Origin of the sequence: Rossellomorea aquimaris (assembly GCF_008180865.1) — a bacterium.
Lineage (GTDB): Bacteria > Bacillota > Bacilli > Bacillales > Bacillaceae_B > Rossellomorea > Rossellomorea yichunensis.
Window position 1 is genome coordinate 315,794 of the sequence record NZ_VTEX01000004.1, and the last position, 21,480, is coordinate 337,273.

Sequence of the window (21,480 nt, forward strand, 5' to 3'; positions counted from 1 at the left end):
TCGTTAGTCTCCTTGAATAATTGGTTGTCCTACTGCAATATTTTCTAATACTTTGAAGTGAATTGTTACCCTAACTTTACCATTCTCAACCTTTTCTTGCAAAATTTTTTCACCTATGACTTCTGCATCTTCCGGGAGGGTGGACTCCAAATTACTTTTGGCCAGCTTCTTCGCCGCATCGATGGCTTCTGATTTCGTATAAGTTCTCTCAACATCTTCTTTCTCTTTAAAGCTTTTATCAATATAATATATTGGCAGCTCCCATTTCAAGAAACGAAGGTTCTTTTTGTTCTCTTCCACGATGGACTCTTTATACTCAACTTTCCCGAATCCCCACACCGGAATATTGAAAGAGCCGACTCCTACATATCGCTTTCTCTTTTCATCGCCGCTAAAAACCACAAACTGGGATTTCAACGGTAGATCAACGTTAGATTTATACCATGTTTCCCCCAGGATTTTCGCCTTGGCCGGGACCCCTTTAGGATCTTTTTCATTCCCGATCAAACCGGATACAAGGAGCTGACCTTTATTCACATAATCATTTACGTTCACCTGGGGATCTCCTTCTTCTACGAACATCTGAGTGATGATCGCTTTCTTCTTCGCTACAATATGCTGCAGACCGGAGGATTCAGAAGGCTCAGGGGCGTTCTTCTCAACCACTTGGAAGTGAAAGGTTGTCCCTTGCAATTCCACCCCTACCCATGTAATATTGTTCATCCTGTAGGATAGCTCTCTTTGAATATTTTCTACATCCGGGAGTGAGAATTGCAGTTTCCCTTTTGATACTCCCATTTCTTCCAGCTCTTTTCTTATACTGTGCTCCGTTTGCGGTGACGCCCCCTTAATTTGGATGCCCCACACCATATTGGAGAGCAGGAACACGATGATGAAGAAAGCAAGTCCACCAATCATGAACCCTGAGTTATTCAGGGAGCGCTTGAACAAAAATGGAACTCCCTGACCTCTTAGAAATGTCACTTTACACTCGGATGTTCGAACAGCTCTTCTGAAGTTATGTACATCCTCTAAGGATAAGTAAAAGGTGATGGTTTCTGTTCCAGCTCTCTTCACATTCCAAATCGTGATACCCGCCCGAAGCAATTGATTGATGACCCTCTCGACTAGCCTGCCTTCCATTTTCACAAATACCTTTCCCCTTAGAAAGGTGAACCATTGATTCTTCAAATCCGTCCCTCCTATTGTTCTAAATAGATCACTTCTACGATCTTCCCCTGAAGAAGAATTTCTTCAGGAAGAATCATCTTGATGACAAATTGTTCACCTTTTATTAAAAGTTGACCTTGTTTTAGCAGAAGTCGTACCTCTCGATCTGTGAACGTTAACAGACCACGATGGTTCTCTATATAGATATGAATTTGTCCGATCATTGTGACGCGAGGAAGGTCCATCATGACATCTTCAGGTAAATCCATTTTCTGGGTCATCCATTTACGCATGTGTTGTAAAAAGCTTTTTGCCATAAAAAAAGAACCCCCTTTCATCTCATATTTATGAAATGAAAAGGGGTTTCATCACTCTTATTTTTGATGATGCCGCTTTTTTGATCTCGGAGGTCCGAATACCTCTGAAAAAATAAATCCTTTTACGATATCATCTTCCTTGTTGAAATCAATGTTGAGAGTTGAATTTTTTTCCCGTATCTTCCTTGCCCTTGTCTGATGAGCTCCAAGTCTGCGGGAATATCGCTCCTCTTTCTTTTGCAAGTCTGCATAAGTTGATTCCGCTTCCTTCTTCTTTTCTTCAAATCTGGTTTGAATGGAGGAGGCTGCGTCTTTCAATGGTTCTTTATAATCTTTCGGCACTCTGCTCCGTGCCGGTCTCTCTCTCTCCCTTTCTCTCTCTCTTGCATGAGGTTCGGAAGGAGGGGCAGATGCCGTTTGAATCGGTTTTTGCCTTACCGGTTTATTTGAAGGCGACTCTTTCACTTTATTGAAAATCGACGTGATAAGCCCGATCAGGATGGCAATGATTAAAGGTTCCATGGAGAAAACTCCTTTCTCACAAGGGGATATTACTTATCTTTAGAATTTTTCGGATCATTTTTATCCCCGGTTAGTTTGCCAATCGAGTCTCTCATTTCCGTATCGGCGTCGATATTCTTTATGTTCATATAGTCCATCACACCGATATTGCCTGATCGAAGTGCTTCAGCCATGGCAAGAGGTACTTCTGCTTCTGCTTCCACAACCTTCGCTCTCATCTCTTCTACTCTTGCTTTCATTTCCTGCTCATTGGCAACGGCCATTGCTCTTCTTTCTTCCGCTTTAGCTTGAGCAATGTTCTTATCAGCTTCCGCTTGTTCTGTTTGCAGTTCTGCTCCGATATTCTTGCCAATATCAACGTCCGCAATATCAATCGAGAGAATTTCAAATGCCGTACCTGCATCCAGGCCTTTTGAAAGGACCGTTTGAGAAATCAGATCCGGATTTTCCAATACCTTCTTGTGATTGTCGGATGAACCTATTGTAGATACAATCCCTTCCCCTACACGGGCAACGATCGTCTCTTCCCCGGCACCCCCGACAAGGCGGTCGATATTCGCACGGACCGTAATACGCGCTTTCGCTTTCACTTCAATTCCATCCATTGCCACACCGGCAATGAATGGTGTTTCGATCACTTTAGGGTTAACACTCATTTGAACCGCTTCAAGTACGTCACGACCTGCAAGGTCAATCGCCGCAGCACGCTCAAAGGTCAATTCAATATTTGCACGATGAGCTGCAATCAATGCATTCACCACTCTGTCCACGTTACCACCAGCTAAATAGTGACTCTCCAGCTGATTGATCGTTACCGTGATTCCTGCTTTATGGGCTTTAATCAATGGATTGATCACACGACTCGGGATAACACGTCTCAACCTCATTCCCACTAGTGTGAAAATACTGATTCTTACTCCAGCTGCAATCGCTGAAATCCACAGCATGACTGGTACAAATGTAAATAAAACTGCTAATACAATCACTCCCACCACAATGGCAACGAGCAATAAAATCGTACTTGGTCCTATAACCATATTCTTTTCCTCCTAAGTAATTATGAAATGTCTCTTACAACAATCCGTGAACCTTCTACTTTCACAATCTTAACTCTTTCGCCAGCTTTAATAAAGCCGCCCTCTGTCACTGCATCAATTCTTTCATCATCCACGATCACGGTACCGGAAGGTCTTAGAGGAGTTTTCGTTACTCCTTCTTTACCGATCAACTCTAATCGATTGATGTTTGATACATATCCACTTTCTGTGCTTGTTGAATCTTTTAAAATGATTTTGTTGAAAAATTTCATTTTTTTACCAAACACCTTTACAAATATAATCATTGTAGCAACGGCAATAAGTAAAGCGATAAGAAGAGAAATTCCCATTTGCACTACATCGCCCCCTGCCAACATAATACTTGCGAGTATTGCCCCGATGCCAAGTCCCCCTGCGATTCCCCCAGGGAGGAAAAATTCCGCAACGACAAGCGCGATTCCAACGATAAAGAGGATTATCGTTTCGTAACCGGCAAGTCCCGCCACTAAGTGTCCATAAAAGAATAATACAAGTGAAATCAATCCGATAGAACCGGCAATGCCAAAGCCTGGTGAATACAATTCGACAATCAACCCAAGGCTTGCCAACGAAAGAAGGATTGGTACCACGACCGGATTTGTTATAAATCGTGCCAGTTTCTCTGCAAATGTCTCTTCAACATTTACAACAGAAGATTCATCGACACCAAGGGTTTCGTATAACTCATCCAGATTCGCAACAGTTCCTTCAGAGTAGCCGACTTGTTTGGCTTCTTTTGAACCCAGGGTTAATAATTCCCCTTTTTCAATCCCCAATTCTTCGATTACTACCGATTCATCCGCCATGGCTAAAGCAACTTGAGGATCTCTCCCATTTGATTCAGCGGCACTCTTCATGGCAGAAAGCCAGTAACTCTGAGCTTTCTTATCAGCGGCATTTCCAGCTTGATCGATCACAGCCGCAGAACCGATTTGACCATTTGGGACCATATAGATCTCATCTGCATGAAGGGAGATGAAGGCACCTGCCGATAAAGCATGATTATTCACAAAGGCAACCGTCTTTGTTTCTACTCCGTCAAGGAGCTGACCAATATCACCAGCTGCAGTGACCAGACCTCCAGGCGTATCAATATCAAAAACAATCAGTTCAGCATTGTTTTCCTCTGCATCACTTATCGCTCTCTCCAAAAATGCATGAAGGCCTTTTTCAACTTCTTTGTGAATAGGAATAACGTATACTTTTTTTGTATTCTCAGCAGAGCTTAACAAGGGCTGTAGAAAACTGAACCCAAGAATCATCATGAAAAATATAAGTAGACCTTTTTTCAACGCAACCCCCTCGTTTCAGGTAATATTCCTTGATACTCTATGTACGATTGACCTATTAAAATAGTTTCAACTTTTTTAAAAATATTATGATGTTTGCGTGGAATTTATTAATATAGTAAAAAAACTCGAAAGAGAAGGATGTTTTTGATGGGCTGTTCTTGTTTATAACGATTCTTTACTCTTTATTATCAACCTGCTCAAGTTTATTTTCAACCTTCAATCTTTAATTTTACCTTTCCCCAACTTAATTTCAAACCTCCCTCTCATGGTAACCCCCACTTTTATAACGTGCATAAAAAAACCGGAAAGCATGATGGCTTTCCGGTTTCTTTAATCTTATGATAAATGTTGAAGAACAAGTTTGTTGACGAGAGCTCCATCGGCTTTCCCTTTTAATTTAGGCATGATTGCTCCCATCACTTTGCCCATGTCGGCTTTAGAAGTAGCACCTACCTCCGCTACTGTCTGTTGGACAATAGCAGAGACCTCTTCTTCTGAAAGCTGCTTAGGCATATATATTTCGACGTAAGTCAGTTCTGTTTGAATTTTTTCAACGAGGTCTTCGCGACCAGCGTTTTGAAATTCTTGGAGGGAGTCTTTCCGTTGCTTCACTTCTCGAGAAAGGACAGTCAACTCTTCGTCTTCAGAGAGTTCCTGTTTCCCATGTTTAATCGCTTCATTTTGAAGTGAGGCTTTTAGCATGCGAATCACAGAAAGCTTCTCTTTTTCTTTATTTTTCATCGCTTGTTTCATATCATCATTTAAACGATTGAGAAGACTCATGCTTACACCCTCTCTTAGAACTTACGCTTTCTTGCAGCTTCTGATTTCTTTTTGCGTTTTACGCTTGGCTTTTCATAAAATTCGCGCTTTCTAAACTCTTGTAAAGTTCCTGTTTTAGAAACTGAGCGTTTGAAGCGACGAAGAGCATCTTCAAGCGATTCGTTTTTACGAACAACTGTTTTTGACATCTCTCTTTCCCTCCCTCCGAACACACTACACTTACATGTTCAAGTCAAGAAATGGTTTGTACCAATTTCTTAAGACGCAAAATTTTCCCGCGTCCTTTACTTCACCAATAGGTTATGGCTTTGCCCTTGGATCATTGTCACAAGGGGACAGAAAGTGTATGTCTTTCTTGGATGAATTCTTTATTAACATAAAGAAATCCATGTACTTTGCCATTATAATATATGATATGTAATAGGTCAACAATTTATCATAAAACAGGTCACATAAATAGGCATGTCTCACTCTTTTCTTCCATACATTTGTATAAAGCAGGCTGGTGTGTGGGAGGAATATAATGATTTTACATGGAATCGCCTTTATTTTTTTCATTTTATGTTTTTTGCTGGGGATGACTTGGCTGAGGACAGGGCTCTTTAATATTGCCAATCAGAAAATAAAGAAATGGCTTCATTATTTAACAAGCACTCCCGCTAAAGGTGTTCTTACAGGAACGATAGTGACAGCCTTTATCCATAGCAGTTCTGCCGTTATGGTTCTCACAGTGGGACTGGCCTCATCCGGCTTGATACCGTTCAGACAGACTATCGGAATCATGCTTGGAGCGAATATCGGGACAACGTTCACTCTTGAAATGTTCACACTGGATATGAATTATCTTATTGTCCCATCCATGGTCATCGGATGCATTCTGTATTTCTTCCGCTCACCTTCCATCCGAAGTGCTGGAATGATATTTATCGGGTTTGGATTAATCTTTACGTCGATCCGCGCGATTCAGTGGTTAGCTACTCCATTAACGACTCACGAATCCTTGCGCACGTATATCATAGAAGTGAACGAGCATGTTGTACTCGCCCTACTTGTTGGTTGTGTATTAACGGCGATCATCCAATCCAGCACCGTTGTCACAGGGGTAACGATGGGATTTCTGGCAGCAGGTTCCATTGACCTTCATGCAGGAATCGCCATCATGCTCGGCGCAAACGTCGGGACGTGTATTACAGCCTTTATTGCAAGCATCGGTGGAGGAATTCAAGCTAAACTGACGGCGTACGCTCATATTTGGCTTAACGTTATTGGGGTCGCTCTTTTCATCCCCTTCATTCCACTACTCGGATCGGTTGTTCGATCTTTAGCAGGCTCACCCGATTTACAATTGGCACATGCCAGTGTCATATTTAACATTTTATGCTCGATCCTTGTGTTGCCATTTGCGAATCAATTCGCCCGATTTATCGAAAGAATTCACCAGCCAAAAAAAAGCTGAACAAGGATTGAGATCCCCGTTCAGCTTTTTTTCTCATTAATAATCAGAGTCGCTTGTCAAGCCTTGTACGATTTTTACACCTGAGCTTGCTCCCAGGCGAGTAGCTCCAGCATCAATCATTGCTTGAGCATCTTCAGAAGAACGAACGCCTCCTGAAGCTTTCACACCGATATCTGGTCCGACTGTTTTTCTCATAAGAGCGATATCTTCGACTGTCGCTCCTCCAGTAGAGAATCCTGTAGATGTTTTCACATAGTCTGCTCCAGCTTCTACAGCTAATTGGCAAGCTTTCACTTTTTCTTCATCCGTCAGCAGACATGTTTCAATGATCACTTTTGAAAGTGCCTTACCTTTAGATGCTGCCACAACAGCTTCAATGTCGCGTTTAACCAACTCATGATCGCCACTTTTTAAAGCGCCGATATTGATTACCATATCAACTTCTGTAGCACCTTTTTCGATTGCATCCTTTGTTTCGAATGCTTTCGTTTCAGGCGTAGAAGCTCCCAGCGGGAACCCGATAACCGTACACACTTTCACTTCAGTGCCGCTTAATAGTTCGCTTGAATATTTTACCCATGTCGGGTTAACGCATACAGAAGCAAACTTAAATTCTTTCGCTTCCTGGCAAAGTACTTCTACTTGGTCTTTCGTTGATTCAGGTTTAAGTAAAGTATGATCAATCATACTAGCAATGTTCGTAGTCATTCATTATCTCTCCTTTAACAGTTGTCCGTACCTCTCTTATCATAACAAAACAAAGAGAAAAAGACGAGCATTTCTTATTAGCATCTCCAAAAAAAGAAAACCTTTTCATTTTTTATAAGAAAATGAAAACAACCCCGGCAATCTTTGCCAGGGTTGTGAATTTATCATTTTAAACGGTACACTCTCGCCTCGTATGGCTTAAGCGTTATCTTGCTTACAATTTCATGGCTGTTTACATCATAGTTATTCAACAGAAGATTTGAAGAGGAGACTTCCAATTCACCAAGGTCACAAACGGCATCATCAGTGGAAAGGTTTGTGATCACGATCATGGATTGATCTTCTCCTGTGCGGGTATACGCATAGATTTGCTTGTCTTTTTCAAGAAGCAGGTCATAGATCCCGTACGTGAAGACATCTTCTTTTTTCTTTAGTTGAATCATTTTTTTATAGAAGTTCAGAATGGAGCTTTCATCCTTCTCCTGAGCTTTTACATTAATTGTTTTATAGTTTGGGTTCACTTTCATCCAAGGCTTGCCGTTTGTGAATCCACTGTTTACCTCGTCAGTCCATTGCATCGGTGTTCTGCTGTTGTCACGGGAAGAAGCCCAGATGATGTCCATGATGTCTTGGTGAGGTACCCCTTCTTCACGCTTCAGACGATACAGATTCTTGACCGCTACATCATCATAATCTTCAATGGATGGGAATTGGACATTTGTCATACCGATTTCCTGACCTTGATAAATAAAAGGAGTCCCCTGCATCAAGAAGTACATGGTCGCCATGGCAGTGGCACTTTCTCTCCAATATTCTTTATCATTACCCCAAGTGGAAACAACTCTTGCTTTATCATGATTTTCGATGAATAGAGCATTCCACCCATTGCCTTCAAGGCCTTTCTGCCAGCGAGTGAGCACCTTTTTCAATTCGACAATATCAAGGTCAGGGTTGGTTTCTGCGTCCCAGAGACCAAGATGTTCGAATTGGAAAATCATATCCATCTTACCATTTTCTTTTCCGACCCACAGTTCCGCTTCATCGGCTTTTACACCATTCGCTTCCCCAACGGACATGACATCATAGTTTGCATACGTCCGATCCTTGAATTCTTGCAGAAACGTATGAATCCCTTTTTGATTCATATGCATATCGAAAGAAGAAACATACTTTTCCTTTTTCGGATTTGGCATATCAGGTAGACCCGGACGTTTCTTAATATGGCTGATGGCATCGATTCTGAAGCCATCAATCCCTTTATCTAGCCACCAGTTGACTGTGTCATAAAGAGCGTCGCGGACTTCTTCATTTTCCCAGTTCAAATCCGGCTGCTTCGTAGAGAATACGTGAAGGAAATATTGATCTGTTTCATCGTCATACTCCCATGCCGATCCTCCAAAGATGCTTTCCCAGTTATTTGGCTCCTTGCCTTTTACGCCATCTCTCCAGATATACCAGTCACGCTTTGGATTTTCTTTAGAGCTCTTAGATTCAATGAACCAAGGGTGCTCATCACTTGTATGATTAAGTACTAGGTCAATGATCAGTTTCATATCTCTCTTATGAACCTCATTAAGTAATTGATCGAAGTCCTCCATCGTACCGAAGTCTTCCATAATATCCTGATAATCAGAAATATCATATCCATTATCATCATTAGGTGATTTATACATTGGACAAATCCAAATCACATCGATACCTAATTCTTTAATATAATCCAACCGTTGAATCACGCCCTGCAAATCACCAATTCCGTCGCCGTTTGAATCCTGAAAACTCCTTGGATAGATTTGATAGCCTACCGCTTCTTTACGCCATGCCTTTTTCATCGTAACACCTCATTAAAGTATAGTAAGATACAAACGCTTACATTAATGCAATCGTTTGCACTATTAGTTTAAAAAAAAGACCTGTTTCATTTATTATGTTGACATTAATAGTTTACAACCTTCTTCTTCACATATCAATAGATAAATTGTTTCTAAGAAAAAAAAGAAAGTGGTTACAAAGAATTATTGTGCAAAAACAAAAAGCTCTTTACACAGATTGTTGTATTCAATATAAGGTAACCCTGGGCTCTGTCAATCAGCGTGTGTAGGATGGTGAGGGGAACCGCTCCGCTTTCCGCGGAATAAAAAAAGCACCTAACCATTGTCAGGTGCCTTGATCTATTAAATTTAAATTGCGGCTTTTTCTTCTGTTTCTTCAAGGACACGTACGAATTGGCCTTCATTTAGAGGATAACCTGCTTTTGTGATCTTAACTTTCACAAGCTTTCCTACCATATCTTCTGTTGCAGGGAATACCACTTTCAAGTAATTATCCGTATATCCAACATAAAGATCATCTTGGTAAATTTCTTCAGGGATAACTTCTAATACTTCATTTTCAAACTGAGAAGAGTATTCTTTCGCTAATTGATTAGAAAGTTCAATTAAACGATGAACTCGTTCATTCTTGATATCTTCATCGATTTGGTCGTCCATACGTGCTGCAGGAGTACCTGTTCGCTTTGAATAAGGGAACACGTGAAGCTCCGAGAATTTATGTTCATTGATGAAATTAAATGTTTCCATAAATTCTTCTTCCGTTTCACCAGGGAAACCGACAATGACATCAGATGTAACGGCAAGTCCCGGTAAAGCCTTTTTAAGCTTTTCCAAGCGCTCTGCAAAGAATTCCATCGTATATTTTCTGCGCATTCTCTTAAGAACCGTATTGGACCCTGATTGAAGTGGAATGTGTAAGTGTCTGACAACAATATTTGATTGATCAATCACTTCAATGACTTCATCCGTAAGTTGACTGGCTTCGATGGAAGAGATACGAATTCTCTTCAGACCCTTCACTTTTTGCTCCAGGTCTTTAAGAAGCATGGCAAGGTTGTAGTCTTTCATGTCCTCTCCGTATCCACCTGTGTGAATTCCTGTCAGGACAATCTCTTTATAGCCGGCATCCACTAGCTGCTGAGCTTGATGAATGACTTCTTCAGGATCACGGGATCTCATCAGTCCACGGGCCCATGGAATAATGCAGAATGTACAGAAGTTATTGCACCCTTCCTGGATTTTAAGAGAGGCACGTGTACGATCCGTAAATGCCGGAACATCCAGCTCTTCGTAGACACGATTCTTCATAATGTTTGTAACGCCATTGATTGGTTGGCGTTCTTGTTTATATTCTTCAATGTATGTTAGCATTTTTCTTCGATCCTGCGTCCCAACCACAACGTCAACGCCCGGTATCGCCATAATTTCAGCAGGGGATGTTTGAGCGTAGCATCCTGTTACACAAATCACTCCGTCAGGATTCTTACGGATGGCACGACGAATGACCTGTCTGCTTTTCTTATCTCCCGTATTCGTTACCGTGCACGTGTTAATGACATACACATCTGCAATCGAATCATATTCTACACGTTCATATCCTTCTTCTTTAAATAGTTGCCAGATGGCTTCTGTTTCGTAGTGGTTCACTTTACACCCTAGAGTGTGAAACGCTACTGATGGCATTACAATCACCTCATAAGTTCTAATTGATAGCTGATGGCTGAGAGGACATACAATGGAGCAGTCTCCGTCCGTAAGATTCTTGGGCCCAGTCCACATGGAATAAAGCCCTCGCTCTTACACATCTCTACTTCTTTTTCTGTCAATCCACCTTCAGGGCCGAATACGACAAGGACACTTTGTCCATTTTCAATCGTCGATAACACCTTTGATAGATTTCCTTTTTCTCCGGCTCGTGCTTCTTCTTCATATGCGATCAGTTTGTAATCAAACTGTGCCTGTATTAATTGTTTCAATGAAATGGGGGCAGATACGTCGGGAACAAGGAGTCTATGAGACTGCTCCGCTGCTTCCTTAACGATTTTCTCCCATCGTTCCACCTTTTTCTTGGCTTTTTTATCGTCCCACTTCACAATGGAGCGATCCGCATTAAAAGGGATAAATTGAGTGGCTCCAAGCTCTGTTCCCTTTTGGAAAATCAACTCCAATTTATCCCCTTTCGGCAGTCCGCTCGCAATGGTTACTTTAATTGGCAATTCTTTCGTCGTTGTTTCCCATTTTACTATTGATAGTTCTATTGAGTCACTGGAAATCGTTTCAATACGGGCAATTCCTGATGCTTGATCCTTAAATACAGCATAGACTTCATCATCTTCCTTCATTCTCATGACACGAACGATATGATGATAGTCATCCCCTGTTATCGTAATCGGATCATTTTCTCGATATATGTCATTTATAAAATATCGTTGCATACAGTTTCAACTCCACCGTTTTTACTTAAATTCACATAGGCTTCTTGGCAATAATAGCGACCCAGTCTTCCATGACCATAATTTCTTCTATAATAAATCCGGCAGACTCCAATGCATCACGTACTTCTTGCTTCTTAGGCTGGATAATCCCAGAGGTGATAAAAAATCCGCCAGGTTTCACAAGTTCGAAGGCATCAAGTGTAAAGCGTAAAATGATCTCAGCCAAGATATTCGCTACAATCACATCCGCTTGCCCTGAAACATCATTCAATAAATTATTCGCGTCAACCGTTACAGTTTGCTGGACTTTGTTCAGCTTCACATTCAGTCTCGCTGAACGAACAGCCACTTCATCTAGGTCATACGCTCTTACATTGTCTGCAGCTAACTGTGCAGCAGCAATGGATAATACACCTGAACCTGTTCCTACATCGATGACCGTATCGTGTTTTTTAACGATTCGCTCTAGGGCCTGTATACACATGACTGTTGTAGGATGCGTCCCTGTCCCGAACGCCATGCCTGGGTCCAGTTCAATGATGAGTTCGTCACTATGAACCGGTGTGTAGTCTTCCCAAGTTGGTACGATCGTAAATTTATCGGAGATCTTCACAGGATGGTAGTATTTCTTCCACGCCGTTGCCCATTCTTCCTCGTTCACTTCTGAAATCTCCACTTTGTTTACACCAATGTCGATATCATAGGTTACCAGGTTCGAAATGCCCTGCTTGATCTCGTCAACGGTTTCACCAAGAAAGCTATTTACGGGCAAGTACGCTTTGACTAAGACACCTTCACTAGGATAATCATCAGGATTGAGTTGGTAGATCTCTCCAAACATATCTTCTCTTTCCTTAATTAATTCGGCCGGGTCTTCAATGACCACACCGCTTGCTCCAGATTCATGAAGAATGTTTGAAATAGGTTCAATCGCTTCATTCGTAGTAAGAATACTGATTTCTGACCATTTCATTGATCTACCAACTCCGTTCTTTAGTTATTCGCCTTTAAAGGCTTTTTTTACTTTATCAAAAAAGCTTTCATGCTGTTCGTCTGGAACCTGTCCGCTAATATCAGCAAATTCTCTTAATAGTTGCTTTTGCTTATCCGTTAACTTAGAAGGGGTAACCACCTTCACCTGAACATGCTGATCACCTGTACCGTATCCACGGACATTCGGTACTCCTTTACCTTTCAAACGGAATCTCGTGCTTGTTTGAGTTCCTGCAGGCACTTTCAGCTTTACTTTTCCGTGCAGGGTCGGCACTTCAATCTCATCACCTAATGCCGCTTGTGCAAACGTCACTGGCATTTCACAATAGATATCATCTCCGTTACGCTCAAAGAAATCATGTGAGCGAACGTGGAATACAACATACAAGTCACCGGCAGGTCCGCCATTTATACCCGGTTCACCTTGACCAGTCACACGCAGCTGCTGTCCATCATCGATACCAGCCGGGATTTTAACAGAAATTTTACGGCGCTTCTGTACTTTTCCGGCCCCGCCACAAGTTGAACATTTTTCCTTGATTTGTTTACCTGTACCGTTACAGTAGTGACAAACGCGTCTGTTCACAATGCGGCCGAACGGTGTATTCTGTTCTACATTCAATTGACCCGATCCATTACAGTGAGAACATGTATTGACCTTTGTTCCCGGCTTTGCACCTGAGCCATGGCAGGTGTCACATTCTTCTTCTCTCGGAATCTCGATTTCTGTGTCTTTCCCAAAGACCGCTTCTTCAAATGTCAGTGACATCGTGTACTGAAGATCGGCACCTTGCCTAGGTGCATTCGGATCTCTTCTGCGGCCTCCGCCGCCACCGAAGAATGTATTGAAGATGTCTTCGAAACCACCGAAACCTCCACCGCCAAAGTCAGCACCGCCGCCAAATCCCTGGTTAGGGTCAGTATGTCCGAAACGATCATATTGAGCACGCTTTTGATCATCACTCAATACTTCATAAGCTTCCGATATTTCTTTGAATTTTTCATCCGCATCCGCTTCTTTATTAATATCCGGATGATATTTTTTGGAGAGCTTGCGGTATGCTTTCTTCATTTCGTCTTTTGAGGCATCTTTTCCGACACCAAGAACCTCATAATAGTCCCGTTTACTCATTAAAACACCACTCCCGAATCCTTTGCATAAAGGTTATTTTAACATTGAGCTTTGACTATTATCAATAAAAACTCAACATTCCTTTTAATTGATTGTGTCAGTCAGATGAATGAATCACCTTCTGTTTCTTTCAATCATAGAAAAAGTCAAAGCCAAGAACCGCCCTGACTTTGACTTTTTCGTTCATACTAAATTATTTCTTATCATCATTTACTTCTTCGTATTCAGCATCGACTACATCGTCGTCTTTCGAAGCTTCGCCTTCTGCTCCTTGAGCTGCTTGAGCTTCCGCTTGAGCCTGCTCATAAAGCTTCATTGTTAAGCTTTGAACGATTTCCTGTAATGCATCTTTCTTTTCACGGATAAGATCTAAATCATCTTTCTCGATTGCTTCTTTTAATTCAGCTTTCGCATCTTCCGCTTTTTTCACTTCGTCTTCTTCAACTTTGCCTTCAAGGTCTTTTAACGTTTTTTCCGTTTGGAAAACAAGTTGGTCGGCTTCGTTGCGAAGTTCGACTTCCTCTTTACGTTGTTTATCCGCTTCGGCATTTTCTTCTGCTTCCTTCACCATACGTTCTACTTCATCATCTGAAAGACCAGTAGAAGACTTAATTGTGATGTTTTGCTCTTTACCTGTTCCAAGGTCCTTCGCACTTACATTCACGATACCGTTCTTATCAATATCGAATTTCACTTCGATTTGTGGTACTCCGCGTGGCGCTGGCGGAATGTCAGATAATTGGAAGCGTCCAAGCGTTTTGTTATCAGCAGCCATTGGGCGCTCACCTTGTAATACATGGATATCTACAGCAGTCTGGTTATCAGCGGCAGTTGAGAATGTTTGAGATTTAGATGTCGGAATCGTCGTGTTACGCTCGATCAGCTTTGTTGATACCCCACCCATTGTTTCGATACCAAGTGAAAGTGGTGTAACGTCAAGTAAGACAACATCTTTAACGTCCCCAGTAAGAACTCCACCTTGAATCGCAGCACCCATCGCTACAACTTCGTCAGGGTTAACACCTTTAGATGGCTCTTTACCAGTTTCTTTTCTGATCGCTTCTTGTACAGCCGGGATACGAGTTGATCCACCAACAAGAATGATTTTATCGATTTCACTTGCAGAAAGACCAGCATCTTTCATTGCTTGACGAGTTGGTCCCATTGTACGTTCTACAAGACCTGAAGAGATTTCATCGAATTTCGCTCTTGAAAGAGTCACTTCCAAGTGAAGTGGACCTGCTTCTCCAGCCGTGATGAATGGAAGTGAGATCTGAGTTGAAGTCACTCCTGAAAGATCTTTTTTCGCTTTCTCAGCAGCGTCTTTAAGACGTTGAAGAGCCATTTTATCTTTAGAGAGGTCGATGCCGTTCTCTTTTTTGAATTCAGCTACAAGATAATCGATGATCACTTGGTCAAAGTCGTCTCCACCTAGACGGTTGTCGCCGGCAGTAGAACGTACTTCGAATACACCGTCACCAAGTTCAAGGATGGATACGTCAAATGTACCGCCACCAAGGTCATAAACAAGGATCGTTTGATCTTGATCCATCTTGTCTAAGCCGTATGCTAGTGCAGCAGCCGTTGGTTCGTTGATGATACGCTCAACTTCAAGACCTGCGATTTTACCGGCATCCTTCGTTGCTTGACGTTCTGCATCATTGAAGTAAGCAGGTACCGTGATGACTGCTTTTTCAACTTTTTCACCAAGATAGTCTTCTGCATATGATTTTAAGTGTTGAAGAATCATAGCTGAAATCTCTTGTGGAGTGTATTCTTTTCCTTCTGCTTCTACTTTGTGATCTGTTCCCATATGACGTTTCACTGAGATGATCGTGTTCGGGTTTGTGATCGCTTGACGCTTCGCTACTTCCCCAACCTGCTTTTCTCCATTTTTGAACGCAACAACTGATGGTGTTGTGCGGTTTCCTTCTGCATTTGCAATAACCTTTGGCTCTCCGCCTTCAAGTACTGATACACATGAGTTTGTTGTACCTAAGTCAATACCGATAATTTTACTCATAGTAAGAAACCTCCCTATTTTGTATATGTAATGTCTTTATTATTGATTGACCTTCACCATGGAAGGACGAATTACTCTGTCTTTCAGTTTGTATCCCTTTTGAAATTCTTCAACAACTACATTGCTATCGAAATTTTCATCTTCTGTTTGCATAACTGCTTGATGCAAATGTGGATCGAACTCTTGACCTACCGCTTCAATTGGCTCTACTCCCTCTTTCTTAAGGGCTTCAACAATACTTCTATGAACCATTTCCATTCCTTGAAGAAGTGTTTTTGTTTGATCATTATCAGCATCTATATTTAAAGCACGCTCGAAATTATCAAGTGCCGGCAATAGTTCAGTGATCAGTCCTTGAGCACGATATTTCTCCTTCGCTTCGTTTTCTACATTGACGCGGCGGCGGAAGTTATCGAAATCAGCTCTTAAACGGAGATAACGATTCTCAGACTCATTCAGCTTATCTTCCAATTGTGAAAGCTCATCTGATTCTTGTTGTCCTTCTGCTACTTCCTCTGCTTGAGGTTCTTCAGCGAATACTTCTTCTACCGCATCGCTGTTTTCTTCTTTCGCATCATGCTGTTCTTGTTTTGTTTCTTCAGACATAACATTCACCTCCTTAAAAATCTGCGACCATTACAAGGCGCCAGAAGGCCATTAGACCTGCTTCCTGGCCCTATTTTCCTTTATACAATATGTCCACTAATCTTCACTTTGATACAGTTTCGTCAGAACCTTGGACATATCATTTGAAAAGAAATTAAGTAAACTCACGACACGGGAATACTCCATTCGGGTAGGTCCGATAATCGCGATGGATCCTAATTGTTCTTTACCAATAGAATAAGTAGCGGTTATGAGACTGCAATTCTCCATAGCAAGATGATCATTTTCTTTCCCGATTTTAATGGTCAATCCAGTAGCGGATGGACGAATCAAGTTGTAGACGCTCTCCTCTTGTTCAATCATCTCAAGGAGCATGCGAACTTTATGGACGTCATTAAACTCAGGTTGGTTGAGTATATTGGTTTTCCCACCAAAGAACAGCTTATCCGTGACCGTTGGATTAAAGGAATCCGTAATCGAGTGAAGGATAAAATCATAGTTCTGAATATGCTCTCTTAGTAAAAGAGCGACTTCCTTGAAAATTTTATCGTTTAACTCACTGATAGGAACACCCGATAAACGGTCATTCAAGATGTGCACAAGCTTCTCAAGCTCCGCAGCATCCATTGTAGGAGGGATATGGAACAGTTTATTTTCAACATGTCCGTTATCCGTCACGATGATGGCAATCGCTGTATCTTTGTTCAGAGGAATAAGTTGAATCTTTTTCAGCTTATTTTCCTTCAAATCGGGACCTAATACGATGGTCGTGTAATTCGTCAGCTCGGAAAGAATCTTTGCCGACTTCTGGACCACTTTCTCCAATTCATATATTCGCTCAGTGAAGATGGAACGAATTGCATGCACGTCATTCTTCTTTAATTTCTGTGGAGAAAGCAAGTGATCCACATAATAACGATAACCCTTTTCAGAAGGAATACGTCCTGAAGAAGTATGCGTTTTTTCGATAAAACCCAAATCCTCCAAATCAGCCATTTCATTTCGAATCGTAGCCGAGCTGAAGGAAATTTCATCCTTCTTGGATAAGCTCCTCGAACCGACAGGCTGAGCTGACAGGATAAAATCATCAATAATCACTTGAAGAATTAGAAGTTGTCGATCTGTTAACAACATTCATCACCCCTGTTAGCACTCTATCAAGATGAGTGCTAAATCTAATTAATAAATTATCAAATCAGAAAAGGGATGTCAATATATTAGATTGGCTCTTTTCGTAAAGTCAGTTGTTTTTGAATAAGCGAGTAGTGGTTGATTTCCGCTCCAGGTACTCGCTTTCCGCGGGGCGTGAGTTGAGCCTCCTCGGGCATTGCCCTGTGGGGTCTCAACTGTCTAGCTCCGGCGGCTAGCCCCTCGAGGTCATAAGCTAAATGGCCCAAGAAGGCAAAAAACGCCTTCCCGGTCCATTCATCTTATGCTTGTCGGAGCTGGTCGAGACGCCTCCGCTTTTAGTACTTTCCCGCTATTCCCGCAGGAGTCGAGCACCTTCCGCTCCACTCAACTTTCTAAGCATGAGTTACTCCCTGTAGAATACATCCATTAAATTACACCAAGGAAAGATTGAAATACTTCGTTTCCCAGAAAACGGCCCTGCTTCGTAAGTGCCACACGCTCTTCATCTACTAAAAGCAGTTCTCGTTTCTCCATTTCCTTAATGGAGGTACCAAAGACGGACTCCACGCTGCAATCAAATTTCTGTTGGAATATGGATTTACTCACGCCATCTACCTTACGTAATCCGAGGAACATTTCCTCTTCCATCATTTCGGCTTTGGTGACTTCATGCTGCTGGATGGTAGGCAGGGAACCTTCTGCAATCGGGTCCATATATTTTTTCAGGGGACCGTAATTGGAATAACGTACTCCGTTTATATATCCGTGGGCACCTGCTCCTAAACCATAATATTCATTATTGTCCCAATAAACGAGATTATGTTTGCTTTCGTATCCCCGTTTAGCAAAATTACTGATTTCATATTGATTGATCCCATATTTCTCCATCGTTTCGATCAGAATCTCGTACATAGCCGCTTCCTGATCTTGAGAAGGCAATGACAGCTTCCCTTTCCTCATCAGGTTGTAGAAGACCGTTTTCGGCTCTACTATGAGTGAATAAGCCGAGTAATGAGGAAGATCAAGATCAAGTGCTTTCTTCAATGTATCTTGAAAATCTTCCTCAGTTTGCTTAGGCAGGCTATAAATCAGATCAATGCTGATATTGGAGAATCCTACTTTCTGAGCCGTTTCCACAGACGTATACACATCTTTGCTTCTATGTGTCCGACCAATTCCTTTTAGGAGCTCATCATTGAATGACTGAACACCAAAACTCAATCGATTCACACCGTGGTCCTTTAACACTTGAAGTTTGTCTTCTGTCAAATCGCCAGGGTTTGCTTCAAATGTGAATTCCCCCTGATCAAAGGGAAGGTGATTGTTGATCGATTCACATAATACATCGAGCTGGCCCGCATTCAATGACGTCGGAGTGCCGCCACCGACAAAAATCGTATCAAGCTTGTCAGGTGACATGACTCTTCGCTTCATTTCATCACCCAGGCTGATTAAATATTCATTTACAGGCTGTCCTTCTAAAAAGACTTTATTGAAATCACAATAGTGACAGATATGTTCACAGAAAGGTATATGAATATAAGCTGATTTTACCAAGAATATCCCTCCTTTTGGGGCAGTCATAGAGAAAAGGGGGTAAGCAGTGCTTGTTTTGTACAAGCCACTTTCCCCCTTTATCATCAAGACAATTATTTTTTATCCGTGTCATCCATCTTCAAGACGGCCATGAAGGCTTCTTGTGGAACTTCTACATTACCTACGGACTTCATACGTTTTTTACCTTCTTTTTGTTTATCAAGAAGTTTACGTTTACGTGAAATATCTCCACCGTAACATTTTGCCAGAACGTTCTTCCGAATGGCTTTAATGGTCGATCTTGCGACAATCTTCTGTCCGATCGCTGCCTGGACGGGTACTTCGAATTGTTGTCTCGGAATTAATTCCTTCAATTTCTCAACAATCAACTTCCCGCGTTCATAAGCGAAGTCACGATGAACGATAAAGCTAAGGGCATCGACATTTTCAGCGTTCAACAGGATATCCATCTTCACAAGCTTGGATTCCTTATATCCGATCAGCTCATAATCAAATGAAGCGTACCCTTTCGTGTTCGATTTCAATTGATCGAAGAAGTCATACACGATTTCAGCAAGCGGGATTTCATAGACGATGTTCACTCGTGTATCATCCATATACTGCATGTCGATAAAGTTCCCGCGTTTTCCTTGGCAAAGCTCCATTACGGCACCAACGTAGTCGTTAGGAACCATGATTGTTGCTTTAACATAAGGCTCTTCAACATGATCCACTTTTTGCGGATCAGGCATCATGGACGGGTTATCCACTTTCACTTCTTGACCATCCGTCAATTTGACATGATAGATAACACTTGGTGCAGTCGTAATAAGGTCGATTTTGAATTCGCGCTCAATACGTTCCTGAATGATCTCCATATGAAGGAGTCCGAGGAATCCACAACGGAACCCGAACCCTAACGCTTGAGATGTTTCAGGCTCATATTGAAGTGCCGAGTCATTCAATTCAAGTTTCTCAAGTGCTTCCCTAAGATCGTTGTAGCGATTTGAATCGATTGGATATAAACCGCAATATACCATCGGGTTTAAGCGGCGGTAACCTGGTAATGCTTTTTCAGCAGGATTTTTGGCAAGAGTGATGGTATCTCCCACCCGGGTGTCCCCAACATTCTTGATCGCTGCTGTTAAGTACCCAACATCCCCGACCGTTAATTCTTTTTGTCCCGTCGGTTTCGGAGTGAAGACACCGATTTCCGTTACTTCAAACTCTTTCCCCGTCGCCATCATACGGACTTTATCTCCGACTTTGACACTTCCTTCCATCACACGGATGTAGGCAACGACTCCTCTATATGCGTCATATAAAGAGTCAAAGATAAGGGCTTTTAGTGGGGCATCTGGATCTCCCTGCGGAGCGGGTACTTTTTCAACCACCTGCTCGAGGATCTCTTCAATCCCGATCCCTGCTTTGGCTGATGCCAGGACTGCTTCCGATGCATCCAGACCGATGACATCTTCCACTTCCTGTCGAACCCTTTCAGGATCTGCTGCAGGAAGGTCGATTTTGTTGATGACCGGCAGGATTTCCAGGTCATTATCCAAGGCAAGATACACGTTTGCCAATGTTTGCGCTTCAATACCTTGAGCTGCATCCACCACAAGGACGGCTCCTTCACAAGCAGCTAAACTACGAGATACTTCGTATGTAAAGTCTACGTGCCCTGGTGTATCAATCAGATGAAAGATGTATTCTTCCCCATCCTTTGCTTGATACTTTAATTGCACAGAATTTAATTTGATTGTGATTCCACGTTCTCTCTCAAGATCCATTGAATCCAGTAATTGCTCTTTCATTTCACGCGCCGTCAGTGCTTTCGTTTTCTCCAAAATACGATCGGCAAGGGTAGATTTCCCATGATCTATATGAGCAATGATTGAAAAGTTTCTAATTCTCGATTGTCTTTCTAATTTCTCTTCACGGTTCATTATACGTTCAACTCCTGTTATTTCCACACATGTACACTATTTTGAATTATAGCAGTAGACTATATATTATTCAATGTAAACTAAAGGGCTATACGGGAATTGTCGATTTTAGAAAGGAATCAATCGAGTTCTTAGAGATAAATCTCCAAAAAAAAGAGAAGGCTGGAACATTTCCAAAAGCCCTCTCTTAAATTAACGAAGCAATAAAGTTCACTATTTCATTGGTGATACTTTCAATTATATTCGCCAGCGCCTTTCCGATTGAGGAAAACGCATTAAAGGCTTTCATATCCTCTAATTTCTCTTTCTTTTCGCTTAACGTTTTCGATTCTACTTCATTCCCAAGGAACGACGCTTCCACGTTTCCTTCTCCGTCCTGACTCACTCCCACCGGCGATGTGAATTTTTGTTGTTCATGTCCCTTCATTTCCACGATGCCTTCATTCGCATACTGCATTCCGATCAGTACCCCGATAAATAATGCAGATATAAGTAATGCACATTTAAAAAAGAATTTTGTCATTG

20 protein-coding genes are annotated in these 21,480 nt (G+C 41.9%); 1 reads left to right on the forward strand and 19 read right to left on the reverse strand.

Going from position 1 to position 21,480, the window contains the following annotated elements:
* Positions 1–3 precede the first annotated feature (3 nt).
* The 7 genes from yqfD to rpsU all read right to left on the reverse strand — a co-directional run bounded on the left by yqfD (position 4) and on the right by rpsU (position 5,348).
* Positions 4–1,191 carry a sporulation protein YqfD gene (gene yqfD / locus FZC88_RS16980; RefSeq protein WP_148995752.1) on the reverse strand — a complete coding sequence of 396 codons (1,188 nt, stop codon included), beginning with the start codon at positions 1,189–1,191 and terminating at the stop codon, positions 4–6.
* An 11-nt stretch (positions 1,192–1,202) separates the two neighbouring features.
* The gene (gene yqfC, locus FZC88_RS16985; RefSeq protein WP_148969724.1) at positions 1,203–1,487 is read right to left on the reverse strand and encodes a sporulation protein YqfC; all 285 of its coding nucleotides are present in this window, start codon (positions 1,485–1,487) and stop codon (positions 1,203–1,205) included.
* 57 nt (positions 1,488–1,544) lie between these two features.
* Positions 1,545–2,009: a hypothetical protein gene (locus tag FZC88_RS16990; RefSeq protein WP_148995753.1), complete on the reverse strand. Its 465-nt coding sequence runs from the start codon at positions 2,007–2,009 to the stop codon at positions 1,545–1,547.
* Positions 2,010–2,038: 29 nt separating this feature from the next.
* Positions 2,039–3,040 (reverse strand): flotillin-like protein FloA, encoded by a 1,002-nt coding sequence (floA, locus tag FZC88_RS16995; protein WP_148995875.1) that lies wholly within the window; start codon positions 3,038–3,040, stop codon positions 2,039–2,041.
* 26 nt (positions 3,041–3,066) lie between these two features.
* Complete coding sequence (locus tag FZC88_RS17000; RefSeq protein WP_148995754.1) at positions 3,067–4,377, reverse strand: NfeD family protein; 1,311 nt, start codon at positions 4,375–4,377, stop codon at positions 3,067–3,069.
* A gap of 336 nt (positions 4,378–4,713) precedes the next feature.
* Positions 4,714–5,160 (reverse strand): GatB/YqeY domain-containing protein, encoded by a 447-nt coding sequence (locus tag FZC88_RS17005; RefSeq protein ID WP_148995755.1) that lies wholly within the window; start codon positions 5,158–5,160, stop codon positions 4,714–4,716.
* 14 nt (positions 5,161–5,174) lie between these two features.
* Complete coding sequence (gene rpsU, locus FZC88_RS17010; RefSeq protein WP_032087602.1) at positions 5,175–5,348, reverse strand: 30S ribosomal protein S21; 174 nt, start codon at positions 5,346–5,348, stop codon at positions 5,175–5,177.
* A 335-nt stretch (positions 5,349–5,683) separates the two neighbouring features.
* Here rpsU and FZC88_RS17015 point away from each other — a divergent pair, with 335 nt between their 5' ends.
* The gene (locus tag FZC88_RS17015) at positions 5,684–6,616 is read left to right on the forward strand and encodes a Na/Pi symporter (RefSeq protein WP_148995756.1); all 933 of its coding nucleotides are present in this window, start codon (positions 5,684–5,686) and stop codon (positions 6,614–6,616) included.
* Positions 6,617–6,652: 36 nt separating this feature from the next.
* Here FZC88_RS17015 and deoC read toward each other — a convergent pair whose 3' ends face one another.
* The 12 genes from deoC to FZC88_RS17075 form a co-directional block, all read right to left on the reverse strand.
* Positions 6,653–7,324, reverse strand: coding sequence for a deoxyribose-phosphate aldolase (gene deoC, locus FZC88_RS17020; protein ID WP_148995757.1), 672 nt, complete (start codon positions 7,322–7,324; stop codon positions 6,653–6,655).
* Positions 7,325–7,488: 164 nt separating this feature from the next.
* Positions 7,489–9,153 (reverse strand): glycoside hydrolase family 13 protein, encoded by a 1,665-nt coding sequence (locus FZC88_RS17025; protein ID WP_148995758.1) that lies wholly within the window; start codon positions 9,151–9,153, stop codon positions 7,489–7,491.
* Positions 9,154–9,501: 348 nt separating this feature from the next.
* A complete protein-coding gene (gene mtaB / locus FZC88_RS17030; protein ID WP_148969731.1) occupies positions 9,502–10,836 on the reverse strand; it encodes a tRNA (N(6)-L-threonylcarbamoyladenosine(37)-C(2))-methylthiotransferase MtaB in 1,335 nt (444 codons plus the stop codon).
* 5 nt (positions 10,837–10,841) lie between these two features.
* Positions 10,842–11,588, reverse strand: a complete 747-nt coding sequence (locus tag FZC88_RS17035; RefSeq protein WP_148995759.1) for a 16S rRNA (uracil(1498)-N(3))-methyltransferase — start codon at positions 11,586–11,588, stop codon at positions 10,842–10,844.
* 31 nt (positions 11,589–11,619) lie between these two features.
* Positions 11,620–12,561, reverse strand: coding sequence for a 50S ribosomal protein L11 methyltransferase (gene prmA / locus FZC88_RS17040; protein WP_148995760.1), 942 nt, complete (start codon positions 12,559–12,561; stop codon positions 11,620–11,622).
* 24 nt (positions 12,562–12,585) lie between these two features.
* Entirely contained in the window at positions 12,586–13,713 is a 1,128-nt protein-coding gene (dnaJ, locus tag FZC88_RS17045) for a molecular chaperone DnaJ (RefSeq protein WP_113970634.1), read from the reverse strand.
* A gap of 193 nt (positions 13,714–13,906) precedes the next feature.
* Positions 13,907–15,736, reverse strand: a complete 1,830-nt coding sequence (gene dnaK, locus FZC88_RS17050; RefSeq protein WP_148969735.1) for a molecular chaperone DnaK — start codon at positions 15,734–15,736, stop codon at positions 13,907–13,909.
* Positions 15,737–15,775: 39 nt separating this feature from the next.
* Positions 15,776–16,342, reverse strand: coding sequence for a nucleotide exchange factor GrpE (grpE, locus tag FZC88_RS17055; RefSeq protein ID WP_148969736.1), 567 nt, complete (start codon positions 16,340–16,342; stop codon positions 15,776–15,778).
* A 96-nt stretch (positions 16,343–16,438) separates the two neighbouring features.
* A complete protein-coding gene (gene hrcA / locus FZC88_RS17060; protein WP_148995876.1) occupies positions 16,439–17,473 on the reverse strand; it encodes a heat-inducible transcriptional repressor HrcA in 1,035 nt (344 codons plus the stop codon).
* A 426-nt stretch (positions 17,474–17,899) separates the two neighbouring features.
* Positions 17,900–19,057, reverse strand: a complete 1,158-nt coding sequence (gene hemW / locus FZC88_RS17065; RefSeq protein ID WP_148995877.1) for a radical SAM family heme chaperone HemW — start codon at positions 19,055–19,057, stop codon at positions 17,900–17,902.
* Positions 19,058–19,122: 65 nt separating this feature from the next.
* Positions 19,123–20,955 (reverse strand): translation elongation factor 4, encoded by a 1,833-nt coding sequence (gene lepA / locus FZC88_RS17070; RefSeq protein WP_397541022.1) that lies wholly within the window; start codon positions 20,953–20,955, stop codon positions 19,123–19,125.
* 187 nt (positions 20,956–21,142) lie between these two features.
* On the reverse strand, positions 21,143–21,478 hold the full coding sequence (locus tag FZC88_RS17075) for a DUF3679 domain-containing protein (protein WP_148995761.1): 336 nt from the start codon (positions 21,476–21,478) through the stop codon (positions 21,143–21,145).
* Between the last annotated feature and the right edge of the window lie 2 nt (positions 21,479–21,480).